The organism is Streptomyces sp. NPDC001137 (genome assembly GCF_040298885.1).
Taxonomy (GTDB): domain Bacteria; phylum Actinomycetota; class Actinomycetes; order Streptomycetales; family Streptomycetaceae; genus Streptomyces.
On the sequence record NZ_JBEPBA010000028.1, the window covers coordinates 1 to 16108 of the forward strand.

The window sequence follows — 16108 nt, forward strand, 5'->3', positions numbered from 1 at the left end:
ACCTGCTTTCCCGCCGCCGACCGGTAGCGGATCTTGTAAGGGTGAGGACACTTCGACCACCGCGACCGCGGATGCTCACACTCCTTGAAAAACGAACCCATCCCACGAACCAACGAACGATTCTGCAAAATTACCCCTGTAACAGAACGAGATAGGCGCTTACCGCTGGTCTCCCGGCCGCGAGACCTCGCGAGATTTATCCGCCCATCACTCGCTGCTGCTTTACCCAGGCTTCAACTTCTGACACCTTGAATCGGATCTTCGCATTCGGGCCTGTTCCGAACCTGTAGGTTGCCAGTCCGGAACGCACGGAATTCTTATAGAGCCATGAGATGGACACGTTCAAATACTCAGCCGTTTCCCTGACATCCATGAAGCGCACCGTCACACTTTCTCCCGAGTTGGCATACATAACTGTCCAGCACACCCGGAGAACTCCTATAAGCTCGCTTTAAGGGCTGTTCTCCAGAACCCGCATCAATAGTCCGCAGGATCGCCGGTTTGGCTAACCGGCGATCGTCGGCTATGTTGCGTCCCCGCCAGGGCCTGTCCTTGACTGGCGATCACGGTGGTAGGTCTTGCAGACGCCGAGCAGCCCTATCAGGCGAAGTAGAGAGCCGTCCGTCCCAACGCCTTGGCTGCCACGAAGCGCCTGTTCAGGGCGAACCTCACCGGTGAGGCGGCGGGCCATGAGGTCGATGCTTCCGGTATGGATTCCCCACCCTCAGTCATGCAGGGATCGTGCCAGCTCGGGCCGTCGCCTGAGGTGCTGGGCCCCGCATACGACGCGCCGGAGAGGCAGACGAGTACGGGAGGCGGCTGGGTAAGGTCGTGATACACCGAGCTGGAGTGGCAGTTGCATGGCCAACGCCTTCATTTGCTTCAGCCCGGCTCTGGTCGGACGCGACTGGTGCGGCCCTTGTTCCGGCTGGGACCTGTGCGGCTGTGGAGTCCGCTACGTGCGCAGCGAAGCCGACGTGTGCACCATCTATTCCGGAAGCGCCCCCGCCGCGAGCATGCTGTGTGGGCGCGGCCGGCCTATGCGCGTGGGTGTCCAGCGATGTGCTGCCCGCGAGTACGTGTCATCTGCTGAGTCCTCCAGCCTCGCCGCAACTGGCGGCAGTAAACCGCCGCTCTAACCCAGCGCGGGGTGGCAGCACCCGTGCCCCACCCCCGGCAGCCACCACCAAGAGCACGCCGACGGCAGCCCTACAGACTCACGCACACGATGCACTAGGAAGTGCGAGGGCCACTGCGAGCACGACAACAGCGACCAGGACCAGGACGAGACGGAGCAGACGTGACCGAGCAACCGCCGCGGCGATGAGTACCGTTCGACGAGTGGGCGCGCACCCACGGCCACGACCAGCCAACCAACAGTGGAACAAGCCCGACCAGGACCATCGGCCAGAGGGCGGCCTGTACCGCCCTCAAAGCGCCGGGGAGCGCCGGGACCGCGGCGCCCGCTGAGCACACGGGACGGCGCCCGCCCTCGGAAGGAGCGGGCGCCGTGCGGTGCGGGCGGTCAGTCGATGGTGGCGGACCAGGAGCCGCGCGAGAGGGTGAGGGTGCCGTCCGGTGCGATCCGGACTCGGGCCCCGTAAACGGGTAGGGTCCCCTCACGGTTGAGCCGGTTGCGGACCCGTTCCAGTTCGCTCCACAGGCGGCGGGGGCCGCCCTGGTGAACGGTCGGGCCGTCGAGGAACCCCGACGTCTCGGCGCGGGCCCAGGAGCCGTCAGCGTGCAGCATCCACACTGTCCGCGTATCGCCTTCCTCCGCCTTGCGGTAGTCGATCCCCGGTGTGGAGAGTTCGAGCGTCGACCACACGTCCCACGCGTCCGGCGGATACAGCAGCGGGTACCGGCTGGCCGTTACCTCGTCGCCGTCCGCGCCCTGGATCTTCTCCCACAGGTCGTCCGTGGGCTGGGACGGGTAGTCGTCGCCGTGGCGGGTGCTCATGAAACCTGCTCCGTCGTACTCGACGCGGCCTACCGCGCCGCCGTCGCCGGTCTTGTCCGCGGTGACGATGAGCCCGGTTCCGGCGATCGTGGTGACCAGGCGGCCGCCCGGCCGCAGGGCGGCCAGCCAGGAGGCCGGGACGGGCCGCACGGACACGGTGGATACGATCCGGTCGTACTCGCCAGGGAGCGGGCCGGTGATGTCGCAGACGGCCATGTGCGGACGCAGCTCGAGTGCTTCCAGCCGCTGACGGGCCGTCATCACCAGGTGCGCGTCTACGTCCACGCTGGTCACCAGCTCGGCACCGAGGCGCCGGCAGGCGAGCGCGGTCCCGTAGCCGGTGCCGGTCGTCACCAGGACGCGCGAGTCGTCGGCGATCATCGCGTGCCGGTACATCGTGACGACCAGGCCCGGCAAGGTGCTGGACGAGGTGGGGCGTCCCTCGGTCACGGTTTCGGGCTCGGCGCGGTCGGCGTGCAGTGGCCCCACCCGGGTCACAAGGGTGCGGTCCGCGTACGCGGCACGCGCCCACGCTTCGGGGTCGCTCTCGCCGACCCGTAGCGCCCACCGGCCGCCCTCGTTGTCCCACCAGCGCGGCACGAGCAGGTGCCGGGGTGTGGTGGCGAGGGGTTCGTACCAGCGCGACTCCGGGCGGACCGTATCGGCCGCCAGGCGCCGCGCGTGCGTCTCCCAGTCCATGGGGTCAGTCTCCTAGTCGTACGCGGGGTCGCAGGCCTCGGTGTTGGCCGGGTCGCAGTCGTTGGAGTCGGCCGGGGTGCACGCCCCGGCCGGGTTGGCTCCAGGCGATGGCATACAGGAATCCTCGTCAGGAGTGCAGCCGCGCCGGGTGCGGGGCGGGATCATCGCCGCGGCCTGCGCCCACCGTTCGCCGGCGAACACGGCCGCCAAGCCTTCAACACGCGCGTTGCCCGCCGGGAGGAACCGGCCGAGCACGCACGGGGTGACCTGGCCGTCCGGCATGATCGCGGCCCGGCCGCGGGTGCAGTTTCCGCACAGCTCCGACACGGAAGGGATCAGCGCCTTCGCGGCGTTGCCGACACCGCGGACCCGGTCGGTGTTGATGACGCGCACGCCGAGCGATTCGAGGTCGGCGCGCGCCTGGTCGACGCGCTGTCCCTCGTGCACGGCGACGATGCCCACCTGTACGTGGATCCCCCGCCGCAGGGCCTCGATGATGTTCGCGCGGGTCGCGGCGTGTGAGCCCGTGCGGCCCGTCACCCGCTCGTGGTCGGCCGCCTCGTCGCTGTAGTACGAGGTCGCCAGGCTCACGCGCGGGTGCTCGAACAGGTCCCACAGCCGCAGCGGCACCCGGTAGAGGTTGCTGTAGACCTGGACGCCGAGCCCCACGGCAAGGGCGTGCTGGAGGAGTTCGGCGAAGTGGGGGTGCTGGGTGGCCTCCCCGCCGATGAACTGGACCCTTTCGACGCCGAGCGCGGCGGCGTCGCTGATCACCTGCCGCCAGTCGTCGCCGGTCATGGTGCCGTGCCCCTTGGTGGGTCCGGCCTTCGCGTAGCACAGGGACGGACAGGTGAACTGGCACTTCTGGGTGATCTCCAGCTCAAGGAATGTCGGTACAGCGGGAGTTGTGCGTGTTGCGGGTGCCTCCGGAGCGATCGTCACAGCTGTTGCCCTTCGGGTTCGTAGTGACACGGTGCCCGGCCGGGGCGGGGTGGAGCAACGAGGCTGCCCCGGCCGGGGGCTTCGTTTGGCCGGCCAGTAGCGGCGGGCCAGTTGCGGCCGGCTCCGTATGGCCGACCTGTGGGCCGCCCGCCCCTGGGGAGAAGGTGGGGCGGGCGGCCGTGTGGGGCCCTGACGGATGACCGGCGCCAGAGCCCCGGACCCGCACGCCTTGCCGTTTACGTGCGAGCCCTCCCGCTCCTCTCGGGGGTGAGCGGCGGGAGCTTTCAGCCGCCCCGGACCGGCGGGCGGGCGTGGGAGGGAGCCCGCGGCCCGGGGCGGAGTTGGTGACCGGCGGCAGGGACGGGGTGGCACCCCGCCGGCGGGTCTACAGAGGTCAGGCGATGACGGGCTGACGCTGCATGAAGTAGGCGAGGGCCTGGGCCTGGAGCCGGGCGAGGCAGTCGGCGCACGCCAGGAAGGGCGCGTGCTGCCCGTCCCACTGCACCGGACCGAGCCAGATGGGCAAACCGGTGCGCTCGCACCCGAGCCAGCACTCACCAGAGGTCCAATGCGAATCCACGAAGCTGCCTTCCTGATCGATGTGGGGGTAGTGGACCGGCGGCCGGGCGGGACCGTCACGCACGGCCCGGCCGCCGGAGATCACGGGGCCGCCCTGGGGACGGCGAGCAGCAGCACCAGGACGAACACAGCCACGGCGAGCACGAAGAGCAGTTGCACGGCGACCTGCCGCCACCCGATCCGGGTGCGACGCCGACGCGTGCGCTGACGCCGGGCGGCCTCCTCCAGGGCCTCGTCTAAACCGTCGAGCGGCTGGGCTTGGGTGGGGTACATCGGATGGTGTCCTCGCGCAGGCTTGGGGGGCGTTGGTTCCGGTGGGCCCGGGGAAGGCATCCCGGACCCGCCGGGGTCTGGTGACGGCTGCTCACCCGGGATCCTTGGCTTGGAGTTCCGCCCAGACCGCTTTGCCCCAGGGGGCGCCCGGTCTGGTGCCCATGCGGTCGTAGCCCCAGCGGTCGGCGTAGGTGTCGACCAGGAGGAGACCGCGGCCGCAGGTGTCGTCGGATCCGGCCTCGCGGACCACGGGCAGGCGGGCGGGGGCCCGGTCGACGACGGCGATACGGATCCGGTCGTCGGCCGGGCGCGAGACGATCAGCCGCACCGTGGGGCATGAGGTGTGCCGGACTGCGTTCGCGACGAGTTCGGTCATCACCAGTTCCCCGCGTTCGGTGAGGTGGTCCAGGTTCCAGGCGGTGAGGGCCGCACGGACCAGGCGGCGACCGATGGCGGCGGTCTCCACCCTGCGGGGGTGGGTTTCGGCGTAGCGGGGGTGGCCGCTTCCGGCCGGGCGTTCGGTGGCTGCCATCGTCACGCCGCGCCGCCGAGGCCGAGGTAGATGCGCCATTTCTCGGAGGACCACTCCACCGGGTCGCCCTGGTTGGCGGCGTAGGCGCGGGCGTGTGCGCTTATCGGCCGGGACCGTGCGACGACCGGCGCGGCCGTCGTCGTCCTGGTGGTGCTGGGGTGCTCCTGGTGCTTGTTCGTCATCACGATCCCCGCCTGTAGTCCTGGTGGCGGCTGCCCCGACGGGGGATGCGGGGCAGCCGCCCAGAGCGCCGCCGGTTGCAGGCGCTTGCGGCGCTCAGCCAGTGCAACTGATCCAGGGATGTAAAGGGGAGGAAAAACAAGGGGGTTGGTGGTCGCAGCCAACCGGAAATTTCCGGTCGGTCGAGTTCACCGGCAATGAGCTCAGGGCTACGGTGAGTTGGTGACCGGAAATTTCCGCCTCAAGATCGCCATGGACGAACGAGGCTTTCAGCAGGCCGAGTTAGCCAAGGCTGTCAACGCTGAGCTGCTGGCCGCAGGCGAGCGGGACAGCGTTGGGGACCGCACCGTACGCACATGGCTGACCGGAAAATCCACCTGGCCCCACCGCGCCAAGCGCATGGCCTTGGAGGCAGTATTCCGGTGCACCGTCGAGGCCCTGGGGTTCTATCCGCCAGGGTCGCCAGCACCGCCGCAGGAGGACCCCGACGTGATCCGCCGACGCTTCCTGACTGGCGCCGGAGGTACTTTCGCCGCCGTCGCCGTACCTGTCGTGTCGGCTCGCCCATCCAGAGTCGGCACGTCGGACGTTATCCGGCTCCGCAAGGGCATGGACGGGCTGACCGCCCTTGACCAGAATCGTGGCGGACACGGCGGTCTCGAACGTGACGCTCTCGCCGGCGCGGCCGAAGCGGTCGCGCTTCAGGGAAAGGCCGCGACGCAGCGCATCAGACAACGTCTGTTCAGCGTCGCCGCCGACTACACCGCCATGGCCGCCTGGTCCTGCATCGACGCCCGCCAGCTCGACCGTGCACAGATCCACCTGAACGAAGCGCTCCGGCTCGCCGGGATGGCACAGGACCCCGTGGCCCAGATGCGGGTGTGGAACTCCACCGCCATCCTCGGCCACCAGCGCGGCGACCTCGGCGAGGGCATCGCCGCCGCTCAGGCCGCACAGTCCACCGCGATCACCCGCCACGATCCGCTGTTCGGCTCCCTCGCGCACGCCCGCGCCGCCGTCAGCCATGCCACTCGCGGCGACGGGCAAGCCGCTGTCCGCTCTCTCGGATACGCAGAGGAAGCCTTGGGTAAGGTCCAGCAGCAGCCGCGTCCGGGCTGGGTGGCCTTCTACGGTCCCGCGGAACTTCACGCCCTGGCCGCGATTGTCCGCGAGTACCTGGGACAACCGGCCGACGCCGAAGCCGCGTCGTACCGGGCTCTTGCCGCCCTGCCGAAGCAGTACCGGCGCAACCGGGCGATGGCCACGGTCCATCTCGCCCTCGCCCAGCTCCACCAGGGCGACGCCGATCAGGCATGCGCGTCCACCGAAGGCGTGTTCAACCTGATGTCCGGCAGCCCGATGCCCGGACGCCTGCGGGTCTTGCTCGGCGATTTTTATCGTGATCTCCTCACCCACGCGCCATCCGCTCAGGTGGCGCGGGAGTGGGCCGACCGATACCGATCCGAATGGAGCGCCCGTTGAGCACGGCAGTCCAGCTTCGCCGCTACGGACACGACGACCTTCCCGACATCCGGCAAACCCTGCTCGACGTTCACGCCGACGCCTACGCCGACCGGCGCCATGAGGAGTTCGTGCAGCGCTTCCCCTGGTTCGTGGACCACTGGGGCGGCCGGGAAGGCTTCGCGTGCGTGATCGCCTACGAGGGGGATGAGCCGGTCGGGTTCACCTACGGGTCGCCGGGAGAGCCGGGCCGCGAATGGTGGCGCGAGTACCTGGCCGATGCGCCGGCAGACCCGTCCACCTTTTCCGTCTCGGAGTTGATGGTGCGCCCGAAGTGGCGCAAGCAGGGGCTTGGGGAGAGGCTGCACACCGCGTTGCTCGGTGAACGGCCGGAAGCACTGGCCGTACTCACCGTCGACACTAAGCGCCCGCGTCTCCAAGCGCTGTACGAGGGTTGGGGGTACCGGAAGGTCGGTGAGCGTCAGCCGTTCCCGGATTCCCCCCTGTACGCCGTGATGCTCAAGGAACTCAAGCCTGCGGCCTAACCCCGTCACGACTACGGCCCGCCCTCTCTCCCCGCGGAGGACGGGCCGTCGGCGTACCCGAGGTCAGGCTGCTGCAGTAAGTGGCAGTCGACGGCATCGAGTGGCGGCCCGTAGACAGGGTGACCTCACCCTCCCTGGGCGAGAAGCTGCTCAAGCTCACGCACGCCGTCGAACCGAAGGGCGCCAACGCCTCCGCCCTGATCTACAACGACCGAGGCGAGTACCTGCCCGTTATCAACGGAGTGCCGCGAAGGTGACAGCCGCGACTGCGGTGCCGAGCAGGGTTCCGGCAATGACCTGGGTTGGTGTGTGGTCGCGGAGTTCGATCCGAGACCAGCCGACGACGGCGACCAGGACGTAGCCCAGGAGTGCCCAAGGGCCGTAGGTCTGGGCGAGCATGATGACGGCACCCGCCGAGACGGCCTGGTGGACCGAGATCTTCCAAGCCAGCGTGACGAGGGCCAGTGCCCCGAGTGTGACCAGCATGCTGGCAACCAGCGCGCTGAGCACACGAGGAGCGTTAAGGGCCGTCATGAGGGTCAGGCAGGCCAGGACGGAGAGCAGAATGACCGCCATCACCAGCAGTCGCGCCTTGCGGGCACCGACATTGCGGTCGCCCCACTGTCCCCGCTTGATGCCGTGGTCGATGAAGAGGATCGGGATAACCGCTGCGAAGAGCACTCCGACGAGGCTCCACACGACGCCTTGCAGCCGATCGGCGTGCCAGCCGATCATGAGGCAGACCACGACGATCCACGTCTTGGGGTGGAGCTGTTCGCTGATCAGGTGAGCGGTGCGCCGGATGCTGGGGTTCGGGATCTGGGTGGAGCTCATGCGGTCTGCTTCCGGTTCTCGTGTCTCATCGTCGCCGCTTCGGCCGTGGCGAAGGCCGAGACGGCGGGGGATCGTTCGTAGGCGGCGCTGACCTGGCGCACCCAGCGGAGTTCCTCGGACGGGCTCAGTCCGTCACCGCCGGGCTGCGGGTGATCTCCCTTGCGGGGTCTGTGCCCGGGGACGATGAGGGTGGCCGTCTTCAGCCAGGCGGCTTCTGCGACTGCCGGGCGTGCCGCCGGGGGGTATCCCGCCTGCTCCGCCATCTCGTATGCCCGTCGCTGCACCTCGGCGGGGAGGTAGGTGCGCAGGACGAGAGTGGCGTCGCTGATCTCTACCAGCCGCCGGTGCAGCCGCAGCCGGGTGCGCCTGTGGGGGATGGCGTGGTCGAGTCTGACCGAGGGCACCGCCTGAGTGAGCCCAAGCCACAGCGGTTCGAGGTGCCGCAATGCTCGCCGCTCTCGCCACTCAGTTGCTGCGACCGAGACGGGCGAGAGGGAACTCCCGAGGACGATGGCCATGATGGAGGCGATCTTGAGGTCGGTTGCTAGGGCATCGGCCTGCTGGATGTCTGCCACCGTAACGGTGCCGACCGCGGCGCGGACGTGCTGGAGCAGTCGCTGGAGTGTGTAGAGGAAGCCGAGTGCTCCGCCCAGGGCCAGCAGTGCGTGGCCGGCGCGCACCCACCGGTCTTGGGAGTTCCGGGCTGCGGTGGCGAAGAGGATGGTCGTGAAGACCATGGCCACGCCGATGTACAGGATGAAGATGCCGACGTGGAGAAGCGTCCAGGGCGACGGGCGGTGGGCGATGAGGATGTCATCGGGTTCCCGGCTCTGTGCAGGTGCCAGCGCGAACGTTAGGCACATCAGCAGGATGCAGGTGGCCGCGATGATGCGCCGAGCCCGTTGGTGCCAGCCTTCCGGCCGGACCACCACGGTGATGAAGTCGAGGAGGGCGGCTGCGGAGACGACTCCGAGGATGTGCTTGGCGAGGTAGGTGATGCTGATGATGCCTGTGAGTGCATCGATCCGCCAGGAGACGGCAGGTACCTCGAAGGTCATCGCCGCGGCAAGGCTGAGGAAGCAGATCTCCAGGGACCTCTGCTTGGGTGAATGGTGCAGGGCCGGTGCTCTCCACAGTGCCACCGCCCACAGCAGGGCGGCGATGAGTATCTGGTGGCTCATCCCCGGTGCCGCCATGGGTGAGCCATCGCCTCGTCCACCCTGGTGAACAGACCCTCTCGCGAGGTGGAGCGTGCTGTCGGCAGGCTGTCGATGATCTCGTCGAGAATCGAACCGGCGAGCTCGGCATCGTGTTCCTGCTCGGCGGAGTAGTCCGTCCGGCCGAAGAGCCTGCGGACCCGTTCGGGCGAGACTTCCGTCGGGAGCGCATCCAGCAGGCGCGAGCTGCCGGCGTCGCTCTGGTGGTCCAGGAGCATGTGCGCGACCTCGTGCAGGACGACCTGATTGCGATGACGCTGGCTGGTGGCCTTCACGTGCCAGATGTGGTCCTCGTACTGGTAAGCGAGCCACAGGCCGCACAGGGGATTCGGATCACCGGTGTCCGGCAGCTCCAGCAGCACGATGCGCCTGCCCCGCTTGGCGGAGAGGGCCTCGCAAAACGACTCGATGGTGAAGGGCCTCTGAAGATGAAGCCCGTCCAGCGTCGTCTCGCACGTCCGCCGAAGCCGCGCTTCACGCTCGTCCATCTCACTCACGGGCGCGCTGGTCTCGCGCCTGCGCCGAACAAACATGGAGGTCCTTATTGCACTGGGTTCTTCGCGATCGTCCGCACGCTGGCGCCTCAGTCCGTCACTCCACCGCCACCGCGTGCCGACAGACACTCGGAAAAACTGCGGCCGGCACGGAAAGGCACACGTGCCACTGCGGAACGCACGCTTTCGACTGCAGCATTTTCGCCAATTCAACGCCACAGGACGGAAATTGAAGGAGCGAGGCACGCCTGTGCCCTCACTCTCTCGACCACCGCGACAACGAGCTGACTATCACTGACCAGCGATCTTATGCGGCAACCGGGGCGGCAGCCACGGGGAAATTCCTCCCAGGGGAACTACCAGTTCCCCTTACGGCGTACAATTCTGTTTATATTGGTTACGCGGGACACGCCACGCCGGGCTAATCGCCCACAATCGCCACAAGCTGCACGCTGCTAACCTGTACAAGTCGGGCAGCATCTCAGGCCCGCAGAGGAAAACTTGTGGCCCGAATCTCAGATTAGTTGATCATGTTCGATGGCGCCGCCAACCGGCCTGCTGCACACCAGACGATTACGCGTGTTTTACGCCGGGCCCGAGAACGCATTGATCCGCGCGATGTACCGGGCCTTTCCGCAGCCTTCGACTGCAGCGGGGGCCGCGGGCTGACCCAGGCCCATGTCGCCCACCTGGTCGGCGTCTCGACCAAGTGGTACCGAAGCCTTGAACTGGGCAAGCCGAGGACCTACTCGAAGGACTTCCTGGAGGCGGTCCGCCGCGTCCTGGAACTGACCGAGGACGAATGGGAGGCGGTATGGCAGCTGGCATATGGACGCCCGGCCCCCCGTACCGCCCCGGCCTCGTCCGACCCCAGCAGACAGCCGGTTTCCTTGTCCGTGCGCCGGGTCATCGACGCCCAGGACTGGCCAGCCTATGCATCCAACCGCCGATGGGACGTACTTCACTACAACGCCGCCGCACTGCGCGATTACCCCTGGATGCTCCACGGAACCAACGCGATGAAATGGGTGCTGACCTATCCCGAGGCCCGCATCCAGTTGATCAACTGGGAACGCGACTGGGCGACTCCAATGATCGCGCAGTTGCGCTATCACGCCGAACTCTGGCCGGACGACCTCGGGCTGCAGGCCCTGGTGGAGACCGTGCGCTCAGACCCGAGGACGCGCGACCTGTGGGATTCACCCGACCTGCCAGCTCTGCCACATGCCAGTGCCGCCTCGCCCCGAAGGCTCTATCTACCCCGTCAGGGGTCTGCGGAATTTGAAGTGACCTTGCTCGCGATGCGAGTCGACGACGCGCAGTTCACCCGGCTGGTGATCTTCGTACCCTCGGCCACGGGGCCGAAATGCCGGAAACCTAGCGGTTGAGGCTGCCGATCCGCTGCTTCCTGGGGCGGCGCCGCGGCCTGGCCCGCCGAAGCGATTCGCGGCGACCGGCCGGCATTCCCTCTACCGCTCGCCGGGACCATCCAGACCGTCGGCCTTGCGGGCGGTCTCGATGACCGCCTTGACCATCTCCAGACTCCGGTCCGACAGGCCACTCGCGCGGGCGAACAACGCCTGCACCCCGGCATTTTCGGCCGCATCAAGCATTTCCAGGGCCGCGATGACCTTCCGGACGCGTTCTTCGTCCATCTGCTTGGTGAAGTAGTCCGTCTGCACGCCGAAGTACCCAGCGAGGGCTTCGACGGTCTTCAACGTCGGATTGGGCTTCGCCCCCGTCTTGATCTGAGTGACGGCGCTGGCCGAGAGACCGGCGTCCCGCGCCACATCGGCAACGGTGTACGGCTTGCCGGTCCGGGGATTCTTCATAGCCATCAGCGCGCTGAGCCGGTCGGCCACCACTCCCCTGTCCACCGGAGGCGGACTTGCCTCGTCGGCGCTTCTCGACATTGCGGCTCCACCTCTCCGGAGTCAGGCGCAGAACACTACGGTGCCGAGCGTACCCCCTCCACGCGCCCCGGGTCGACACCACGGTGTTGACATGCAGTCGACACTATGGCGTAGCTTTGGCGCACCAGCAGACACTGAAGTGTTGGTTCGGGGTGGTTGGCCGTACGGCTGACGGTGCCTCGACCACCGAAGCCAGGGAGAGGCGGGGCCGTGCCGCGACTTCTACAGAGTTTAAGAACCAACTCTGGATCTTGACACGGGTCCGTGCGTATGTTCGTCGTCCCCGGGCAGCCCGCCCGCGCCGACGGACGTGAGGAGCCAGTAAGCACGGACCGGACCGAGAAGGTCCCGTACTACAGCGACGGCGCCCGAGAGCGGTAACTCACGGACGCCGAACGCTAAATGGCGTACCCGCCCCGGCAAGGGCGGAGATTGCCCACCATCACCACGCTGAGTCCTTCCAAGGGGCGCGTCAGCGTGGCAACACCGCAACCGGGAGTATCGCATGCCTCCTGCCCTGCGCAAAAGGCCCTTCCGCCTGGCCTGCGCGGCAGCCACCTCCGCCTCGACGCCTCAGCGCCCCGAGCCAGAACACGCCATCCCGGCGCCGGCTGGCCACCGGACCGGCCTGCTCATCGGGAGCAGCCGATGAGCAGCGAAGCCCGCGAGTGGGTGTGGGAGCACAGCTCCAGCCGAGGGACAGCGCGTCTGGTCCTGCTGTCGATCGCCGACCGGGTGGCCGACGAACAGTGCGTCTCCTGGGCCTCGCTGTCGAGCCTGGCCAAGCGCACGCGCGCCTCCGTCTCCACAGTGCGCGAGGCGATCGACCGCCTAGTCCACGCCGGTGAACTGGAGCAACTCGACGACCTCACCGGCCCGCACCGCAGCACCGTCTATCGCCTCCCCCTTGCCGCCAAGGCCGTGGCAACGACCGCGGAGGACGAGGAAGTCGACCAGGCGCCGGCGCAGGGCCCCCAGGCCGTCCCAGCGCTGCGGGTCTCGGCCCTGCGGCGGTGCGGAATCCGCCCCCGTGAGGTGCCGGAATCCCCCGCGAGGGTCCGGAAACCGGCAGTACCGGAATCCGGCAGGTCCCGACGGAAACCGGCACCTCGACGTACCGGAAACCGGCACAGGGATGTACCGGAAACCGGCACACAGAACCGTAGTGAACCGGATTTGAACCGTAGGTACAGCAGTGGTGGTGTCGCCGTCCTCTCGGCTGCCGAGTGGCAGGTCGACCCAGTCACCCACGCCTGGGCCCGCCAGCAGGGGCACCTCGACCGCCTCGGCGCGCAGGGCCTGCAGGCGGCCGACGCGAAGTGGCGTGCCCACCGGGCCGCCTTCAAGCCGAGGCCGGCGGATGCCTGGGCTGCCGACTGGCGCTCCTGGATCGCCCGAGAGCACGCCCCCAGCCGCCCCAACCTCTACGCCGTGCCCGGCAACGGCCCCGCCGCACCGGGCGGCATGACGCGGGCAGAGGCGCATACCGCCGCGCTGCTCGCCGCCCTCGACGAGCCGACCGGAACGGAGAGCTGACCGTGGACCGCCGCGAAATCGCCGCTCTGCTGGCCTACATCGGCCGACTCGACCCCCGCACCATCCGCACCGATCAGGGCGAGGCCCGCGACCAGCTCGCCCAGTGGCACGAGCTGCTCGGCGACGTGCCGATGGCCACCCCGCAGGGCTGGGACGCCCGCGTCGCCGCCCGCCAGCACATCCGCACCTCGCCGTACCAGATCCTGCCCGCGGACGTCGCCCGTCCCTGGGAGACCTACCGGCGCGACCGTCTCGCCCGGCACACCGATCCCACGCCGTCCGCCGATCCGGACGACCAGGCCGCGTGGACGGCCGAGCTGGTCGGCACCCGCCGCGCCGTCGCCGCTGGCACCGCGCAGCCCGCGCAGGCCAGGGCGATCACCAGCGGCCGCGGCGGGGTCGACCCGCGGCTGGAGGTGCGGCTGCGGCAGATCGGCTCCTGCATCCCACCCGCCGCGCGAGCCGCCCTCGCGCCCTACCGGCCTGCCCGGGCAGCACGCGAACTGGCGGTCGCCCTAGGCCAGCCCGACGCCCTGAGCGTGCGGTGCGAGTGGTGTCAGGCCCAGCCCGGCGAGCCGTGTCGCCGCCGCCGGATCGGCCCGGACGACGGGGTGCGGGCCACCGCGCCGCGCGCCACCCCGCATCCCGGCCGCCTCGACCTCGCCGCCCAGCAGATCCAGCCGACGGAGCAGCAGGCCCAGCAGCCCGCCATGTCCTGACCGGCACACAACGGCGCGTGCATCTGCTCCGGCGTGCCGCCACCCCAGCACCACCATCCCCCCACCACCCCGGCTGCCGTGCACGCCCTCGCGCCGCAGCCGGCGCCCGACGCCGCATCCGCCGGGCACCGCCCCCGGCCGGCAGACGCGGCAGCACATCGGAGAGCCCCTTGCGCCACATCACCACCCACGACGCGCCGGCCACCGGCCTGCGCGGCATCGCAGATACCAACTGGCACGTCCGCGGAGCGTGCCACGGCATGGACGTCGAGGATGCCGACGCCGTGTTCTTCCCCGGCCCCCGGGACCAGGACGACATTGCCGAGGCGAAGGAGCTGTGCGGCTGGTGCCCGGTGCGCCGCGAGTGCCTCGACTTCGCCCTGGAGAACGTCCTCAAGGAGGGCATCTGGGGCGGCCTTACAGAGGACGAGCGGCGCCCCTTGCACGAGGCGCTGCCCCAGCGCCTCGACTACCGGCGCGTGACGGCCTTCTTCCAGGGACGCGACGTGCATCTGACCGAGGCCGAGCGGCAGGTCGTCATCGACCACGCCTACGTACGCGGCTGGCGGCCCACCCGGCTGGCCGCAGCCCTGCAGATCAGCCGTAAGCACGCCCGAGACCTGCTCCGGCAGTCCGCCAACAAGGTCTTCGACCGCGACCGCACCTACGGTGTGCCGCGCTCCAAGAAGAAGCGGAAGAAGACCACCCCGCCAGCAGGCAGCCCCGCGCCCGCCGCACCGGGCACACAGCAGCAGCCGGTTGCCCGACCAGCGGCGCCGCCCTCAGCGACTCCGGAAACGCCCAGCGGTCCTACCCCGCCGTCGGGCGCCAGTCCCGCCCCGGGTGTGCACAGGCCGGTCCCTGCGAGTTGCGGCCCCGCCTCCCCGCCGGATCAGCCATCGCAAAAACGGTGCCACTCCTCACCTCCGGTCAAGCCCATCGAAGATCGCGCAGCGGGGTCTGGCGTCGCCCGACCCGAAAGCTGGGTCCAACTCTCCTTTACGGAAGCGCCCTTGGCGCACGCCCCTGTTGGAAAGGCTGCATGACACACCTCGTCCCGGTGTCCTTCGGTACCACCCCGCATCCGTCCTTGCTCGTCGGCATTGGCACCGCTGCCGCCGTGGTCGCCCTGGCCCTGACCGTCTGGGCGATCCGGCGCCGGCCCAGGCGTACACAGAAACGTCGCGGCAATCCGACGGTGCTGGTTGCAGCACTCGCCGCCCTGGGCTGCACCCTCTACAGCGCCGAAACCAGCTGGAGCTTCGCCGCCGACTACCTCGACATTGCAGGCACCGCCGAGCGGGTGTCCATGTTCGCCGCTGCGGAACTGGGGCTCTTCGCGACCGCGCTGATGGCCCGGCAGAACCTGACGGCCCAAGGGGCGCCCGGGGCGCCGGGCACCCTGGTGTGGATCATCACCGGTGTGCAGGTGATCCCCGCCTACGCCGAGAGCGGCCCCATCGGCGGCACCGTCCGCGCGTTCGCGGGCCCGGTCCTGGCTGCGATCCTCTGGCACCTCGCCATGGGCATCGAGCTACGCCTGCGCACCCCGGGCGCCGCCTCCCACGGTCTGATCGCCGTCCTGGGCCGGGAGGCACGCGAACGGGTCCTGTCCCGCCTCGGCATCGCGGCGCGAGACCGCGACGCTGCGCAGATCACCCGGGACCGGGCGACCACCCGTGCGGTCGCCCTCGCCTCCCGCCTCGCCGAGCGCACACCCGAGCAGCAGCGGAGCTGGCGCGGTCGGCGGATCACGCGGCGCCTGTCGAAGGCGGTCGGCAGGGCCTCGGTCGGCACCGACCCCCTCCAGCGCGCGCAGCTGCTCGACCAGCTCGCCGCCCGCCGGCATGCACTCGCGCTCGCCACGGTCCCGCTGCCCTCGCCCTGGTCCCCGGTGGATACAGCAGCCACGGTCCCCTCGCAGTCGGTCCCGAAGGCGCCGATCCCCGTAGCCGGTCCCTACGGTCCCGACGATTCGGACGGGGACCGGGGACCGAGCACACCGAGGGGACCGGTCCCCGAGATTGCGGTCTCGAAGGCGTCGGCAGGCGCGGGGACCGAAGGCGAGAACGCGGGGACCGACGCGGAGACCGAGGCTCCAAAAGCGGGCGCGGTCGCGGGGACCGGTCCCGCCGATCCGGAGGCCGCGCAGGGGTGCGCCCGAGCAGCAGGGACCGAGCGTCTGACGCGAGAAGTACCTGCTCAGGGCCCTGAGTTGCGTCGG

The 16108-nt window shown here is 69.3% G+C and carries 18 protein-coding genes and 1 pseudogene; 8 read left to right on the forward strand and 11 right to left on the reverse strand.

Going from position 1 to position 16108, the window contains the following annotated elements:
* Positions 1-196 precede the first annotated feature (196 nt).
* The 7 genes from ABT254_RS38635 to ABT254_RS38665 all read right to left on the reverse strand — a co-directional run bounded on the left by ABT254_RS38635 (position 197) and on the right by ABT254_RS38665 (position 5167).
* On the reverse strand, positions 197-412 hold the full coding sequence (locus ABT254_RS38635) for a helix-turn-helix transcriptional regulator (RefSeq protein WP_351481204.1): 216 nt from the start codon (positions 410-412) through the stop codon (positions 197-199).
* A 1113-nt stretch (positions 413-1525) separates the two neighbouring features.
* Positions 1526-2659: a methyltransferase domain-containing protein gene (locus ABT254_RS38640; RefSeq protein ID WP_351481207.1), complete on the reverse strand. Its 1134-nt coding sequence runs from the start codon at positions 2657-2659 to the stop codon at positions 1526-1528.
* 12 nt (positions 2660-2671) lie between these two features.
* Entirely contained in the window at positions 2672-3601 is a 930-nt protein-coding gene (locus ABT254_RS38645; protein ID WP_351481210.1) for a radical SAM/SPASM domain-containing protein, read from the reverse strand.
* 394 nt (positions 3602-3995) lie between these two features.
* Positions 3996-4181 carry a hypothetical protein gene (locus tag ABT254_RS38650; protein WP_351481213.1) on the reverse strand — a complete coding sequence of 62 codons (186 nt, stop codon included), beginning with the start codon at positions 4179-4181 and terminating at the stop codon, positions 3996-3998.
* Between the two features lie 80 nt (positions 4182-4261).
* The gene (locus tag ABT254_RS38655) at positions 4262-4453 is read right to left on the reverse strand and encodes a hypothetical protein (RefSeq protein ID WP_351481215.1); all 192 of its coding nucleotides are present in this window, start codon (positions 4451-4453) and stop codon (positions 4262-4264) included.
* Between the two features lie 91 nt (positions 4454-4544).
* Positions 4545-4985: an ATP-binding protein gene (locus ABT254_RS38660; protein WP_351481218.1), complete on the reverse strand. Its 441-nt coding sequence runs from the start codon at positions 4983-4985 to the stop codon at positions 4545-4547.
* Between the two features lie 2 nt (positions 4986-4987).
* Complete coding sequence (locus tag ABT254_RS38665; RefSeq protein ID WP_351481221.1) at positions 4988-5167, reverse strand: hypothetical protein; 180 nt, start codon at positions 5165-5167, stop codon at positions 4988-4990.
* A 220-nt stretch (positions 5168-5387) separates the two neighbouring features.
* Between ABT254_RS38665 and ABT254_RS38670 the strand changes: the two genes are divergently transcribed.
* From ABT254_RS38670 to ABT254_RS38680, 3 genes are all read left to right on the forward strand, one after another.
* Positions 5388-6647 carry an NsdA family TPR-like regulatory protein gene (locus ABT254_RS38670; RefSeq protein ID WP_351481224.1) on the forward strand — a complete coding sequence of 420 codons (1260 nt, stop codon included), beginning with the start codon at positions 5388-5390 and terminating at the stop codon, positions 6645-6647.
* A complete protein-coding gene (locus tag ABT254_RS38675) occupies positions 6632-7171 on the forward strand; it encodes a GNAT family N-acetyltransferase (RefSeq protein ID WP_502972126.1) in 540 nt (179 codons plus the stop codon). The genes ABT254_RS38670 and ABT254_RS38675 overlap by 16 nt, the downstream gene beginning before the upstream one ends.
* Positions 7172-7251: 80 nt before the next feature.
* The gene (locus tag ABT254_RS38680) at positions 7252-7428 is read left to right on the forward strand and encodes a hypothetical protein (protein WP_351481230.1); all 177 of its coding nucleotides are present in this window, start codon (positions 7252-7254) and stop codon (positions 7426-7428) included.
* Here ABT254_RS38680 and ABT254_RS38685 read toward each other — a convergent pair.
* Genes ABT254_RS38685 through ABT254_RS38695 form a run of 3 tightly spaced genes read right to left on the reverse strand, consistent with a single transcriptional unit; the run spans position 7406 to position 9710 of the window.
* Positions 7406-8005, reverse strand: coding sequence for a phosphatase PAP2 family protein (locus tag ABT254_RS38685; protein WP_351481233.1), 600 nt, complete (start codon positions 8003-8005; stop codon positions 7406-7408). The two genes, ABT254_RS38680 and ABT254_RS38685, sit on opposite strands and share 23 nt — an antisense overlap.
* Positions 8002-9186, reverse strand: a complete 1185-nt coding sequence (locus tag ABT254_RS38690; protein WP_351481236.1) for an MAB_1171c family putative transporter — start codon at positions 9184-9186, stop codon at positions 8002-8004. The genes ABT254_RS38685 and ABT254_RS38690 overlap by 4 nt, the downstream gene beginning before the upstream one ends.
* On the reverse strand, positions 9183-9710 hold the full coding sequence (locus ABT254_RS38695) for a secondary metabolite protein (RefSeq protein ID WP_351481239.1): 528 nt from the start codon (positions 9708-9710) through the stop codon (positions 9183-9185). The genes ABT254_RS38690 and ABT254_RS38695 overlap by 4 nt, the downstream gene beginning before the upstream one ends.
* Before the next feature lie 536 nt (positions 9711-10246).
* Between ABT254_RS38695 and ABT254_RS38700 the strand changes: the two genes are divergently transcribed.
* Positions 10247-11104 carry an MmyB family transcriptional regulator gene (locus tag ABT254_RS38700; protein ID WP_351481242.1) on the forward strand — a complete coding sequence of 286 codons (858 nt, stop codon included), beginning with the start codon at positions 10247-10249 and terminating at the stop codon, positions 11102-11104.
* Between the two features lie 81 nt (positions 11105-11185).
* Here the strand turns inward: ABT254_RS38700 and ABT254_RS38705 are convergent, their stop codons facing one another.
* Positions 11186-11578: a helix-turn-helix domain-containing protein gene (locus ABT254_RS38705; protein ID WP_351481245.1), complete on the reverse strand. Its 393-nt coding sequence runs from the start codon at positions 11576-11578 to the stop codon at positions 11186-11188.
* A gap of 699 nt (positions 11579-12277) precedes the next feature.
* On the opposite strand from ABT254_RS38705, the gene ABT254_RS38710 reads away from it, so the two are divergent.
* The 4 genes and pseudogenes from ABT254_RS38710 to ABT254_RS38725 all read left to right on the forward strand — a co-directional run.
* On the forward strand, positions 12278-13165 hold the full coding sequence (locus tag ABT254_RS38710; RefSeq protein ID WP_351481248.1) for a helix-turn-helix domain-containing protein: 888 nt from the start codon (positions 12278-12280) through the stop codon (positions 13163-13165).
* 2 nt (positions 13166-13167) lie between these two features.
* Positions 13168-13884 carry a zinc finger domain-containing protein gene (locus ABT254_RS38715; protein WP_351481251.1) on the forward strand — a complete coding sequence of 239 codons (717 nt, stop codon included), beginning with the start codon at positions 13168-13170 and terminating at the stop codon, positions 13882-13884.
* Positions 13885-14054: 170 nt separating this feature from the next.
* A pseudogene (locus tag ABT254_RS38720) lies at positions 14055-14672 on the forward strand (WhiB family transcriptional regulator); the annotation flags it as partial.
* Positions 14673-14926: 254 nt separating this feature from the next.
* Positions 14927-16108 (forward strand): hypothetical protein (locus ABT254_RS38725; RefSeq protein ID WP_351481254.1); only part of this gene is annotated, 1182 nt, incomplete at its 3' end.

Bases quoted from the DNA above. Each gene is read 5' to 3' on its own strand.
- ABT254_RS38635 (WP_351481204.1), bottom strand. From the start codon at position 412: ATGTATGCCAACTCGGGAGAAAGTGTGACGGTGCGCTTCATGGATGTC.
- ABT254_RS38640 (WP_351481207.1), bottom strand. From the start codon at position 2,659: ATGGACTGGGAGACGCACGCGCGGCGCCTGGCGGCCGATACGGTCCGC.
- ABT254_RS38655 (WP_351481215.1), bottom strand. From the start codon at position 4,453: ATGTACCCCACCCAAGCCCAGCCGCTCGACGGTTTAGACGAGGCCCTG.
- ABT254_RS38660 (WP_351481218.1), bottom strand. From the start codon at position 4,985: ATGGCAGCCACCGAACGCCCGGCCGGAAGCGGCCACCCCCGCTACGCC.
- ABT254_RS38665 (WP_351481221.1), bottom strand. From the start codon at position 5,167: ATGACGAACAAGCACCAGGAGCACCCCAGCACCACCAGGACGACGACG.
- ABT254_RS38675 (WP_502972126.1), top strand. From the start codon at position 6,632: ATGGAGCGCCCGTTGAGCACGGCAGTCCAGCTTCGCCGCTACGGACAC.
- ABT254_RS38685 (WP_351481233.1), bottom strand. From the start codon at position 8,005: ATGAGCTCCACCCAGATCCCGAACCCCAGCATCCGGCGCACCGCTCAC.
- ABT254_RS38690 (WP_351481236.1), bottom strand. From the start codon at position 9,186: ATGAGCCACCAGATACTCATCGCCGCCCTGCTGTGGGCGGTGGCACTG.
- ABT254_RS38695 (WP_351481239.1), bottom strand. From the start codon at position 9,710: ATGGACGAGCGTGAAGCGCGGCTTCGGCGGACGTGCGAGACGACGCTG.
- ABT254_RS38700 (WP_351481242.1), top strand. From the start codon at position 10,247: ATGTTCGATGGCGCCGCCAACCGGCCTGCTGCACACCAGACGATTACG.
- ABT254_RS38710 (WP_351481248.1), top strand. From the start codon at position 12,278: ATGAGCAGCGAAGCCCGCGAGTGGGTGTGGGAGCACAGCTCCAGCCGA.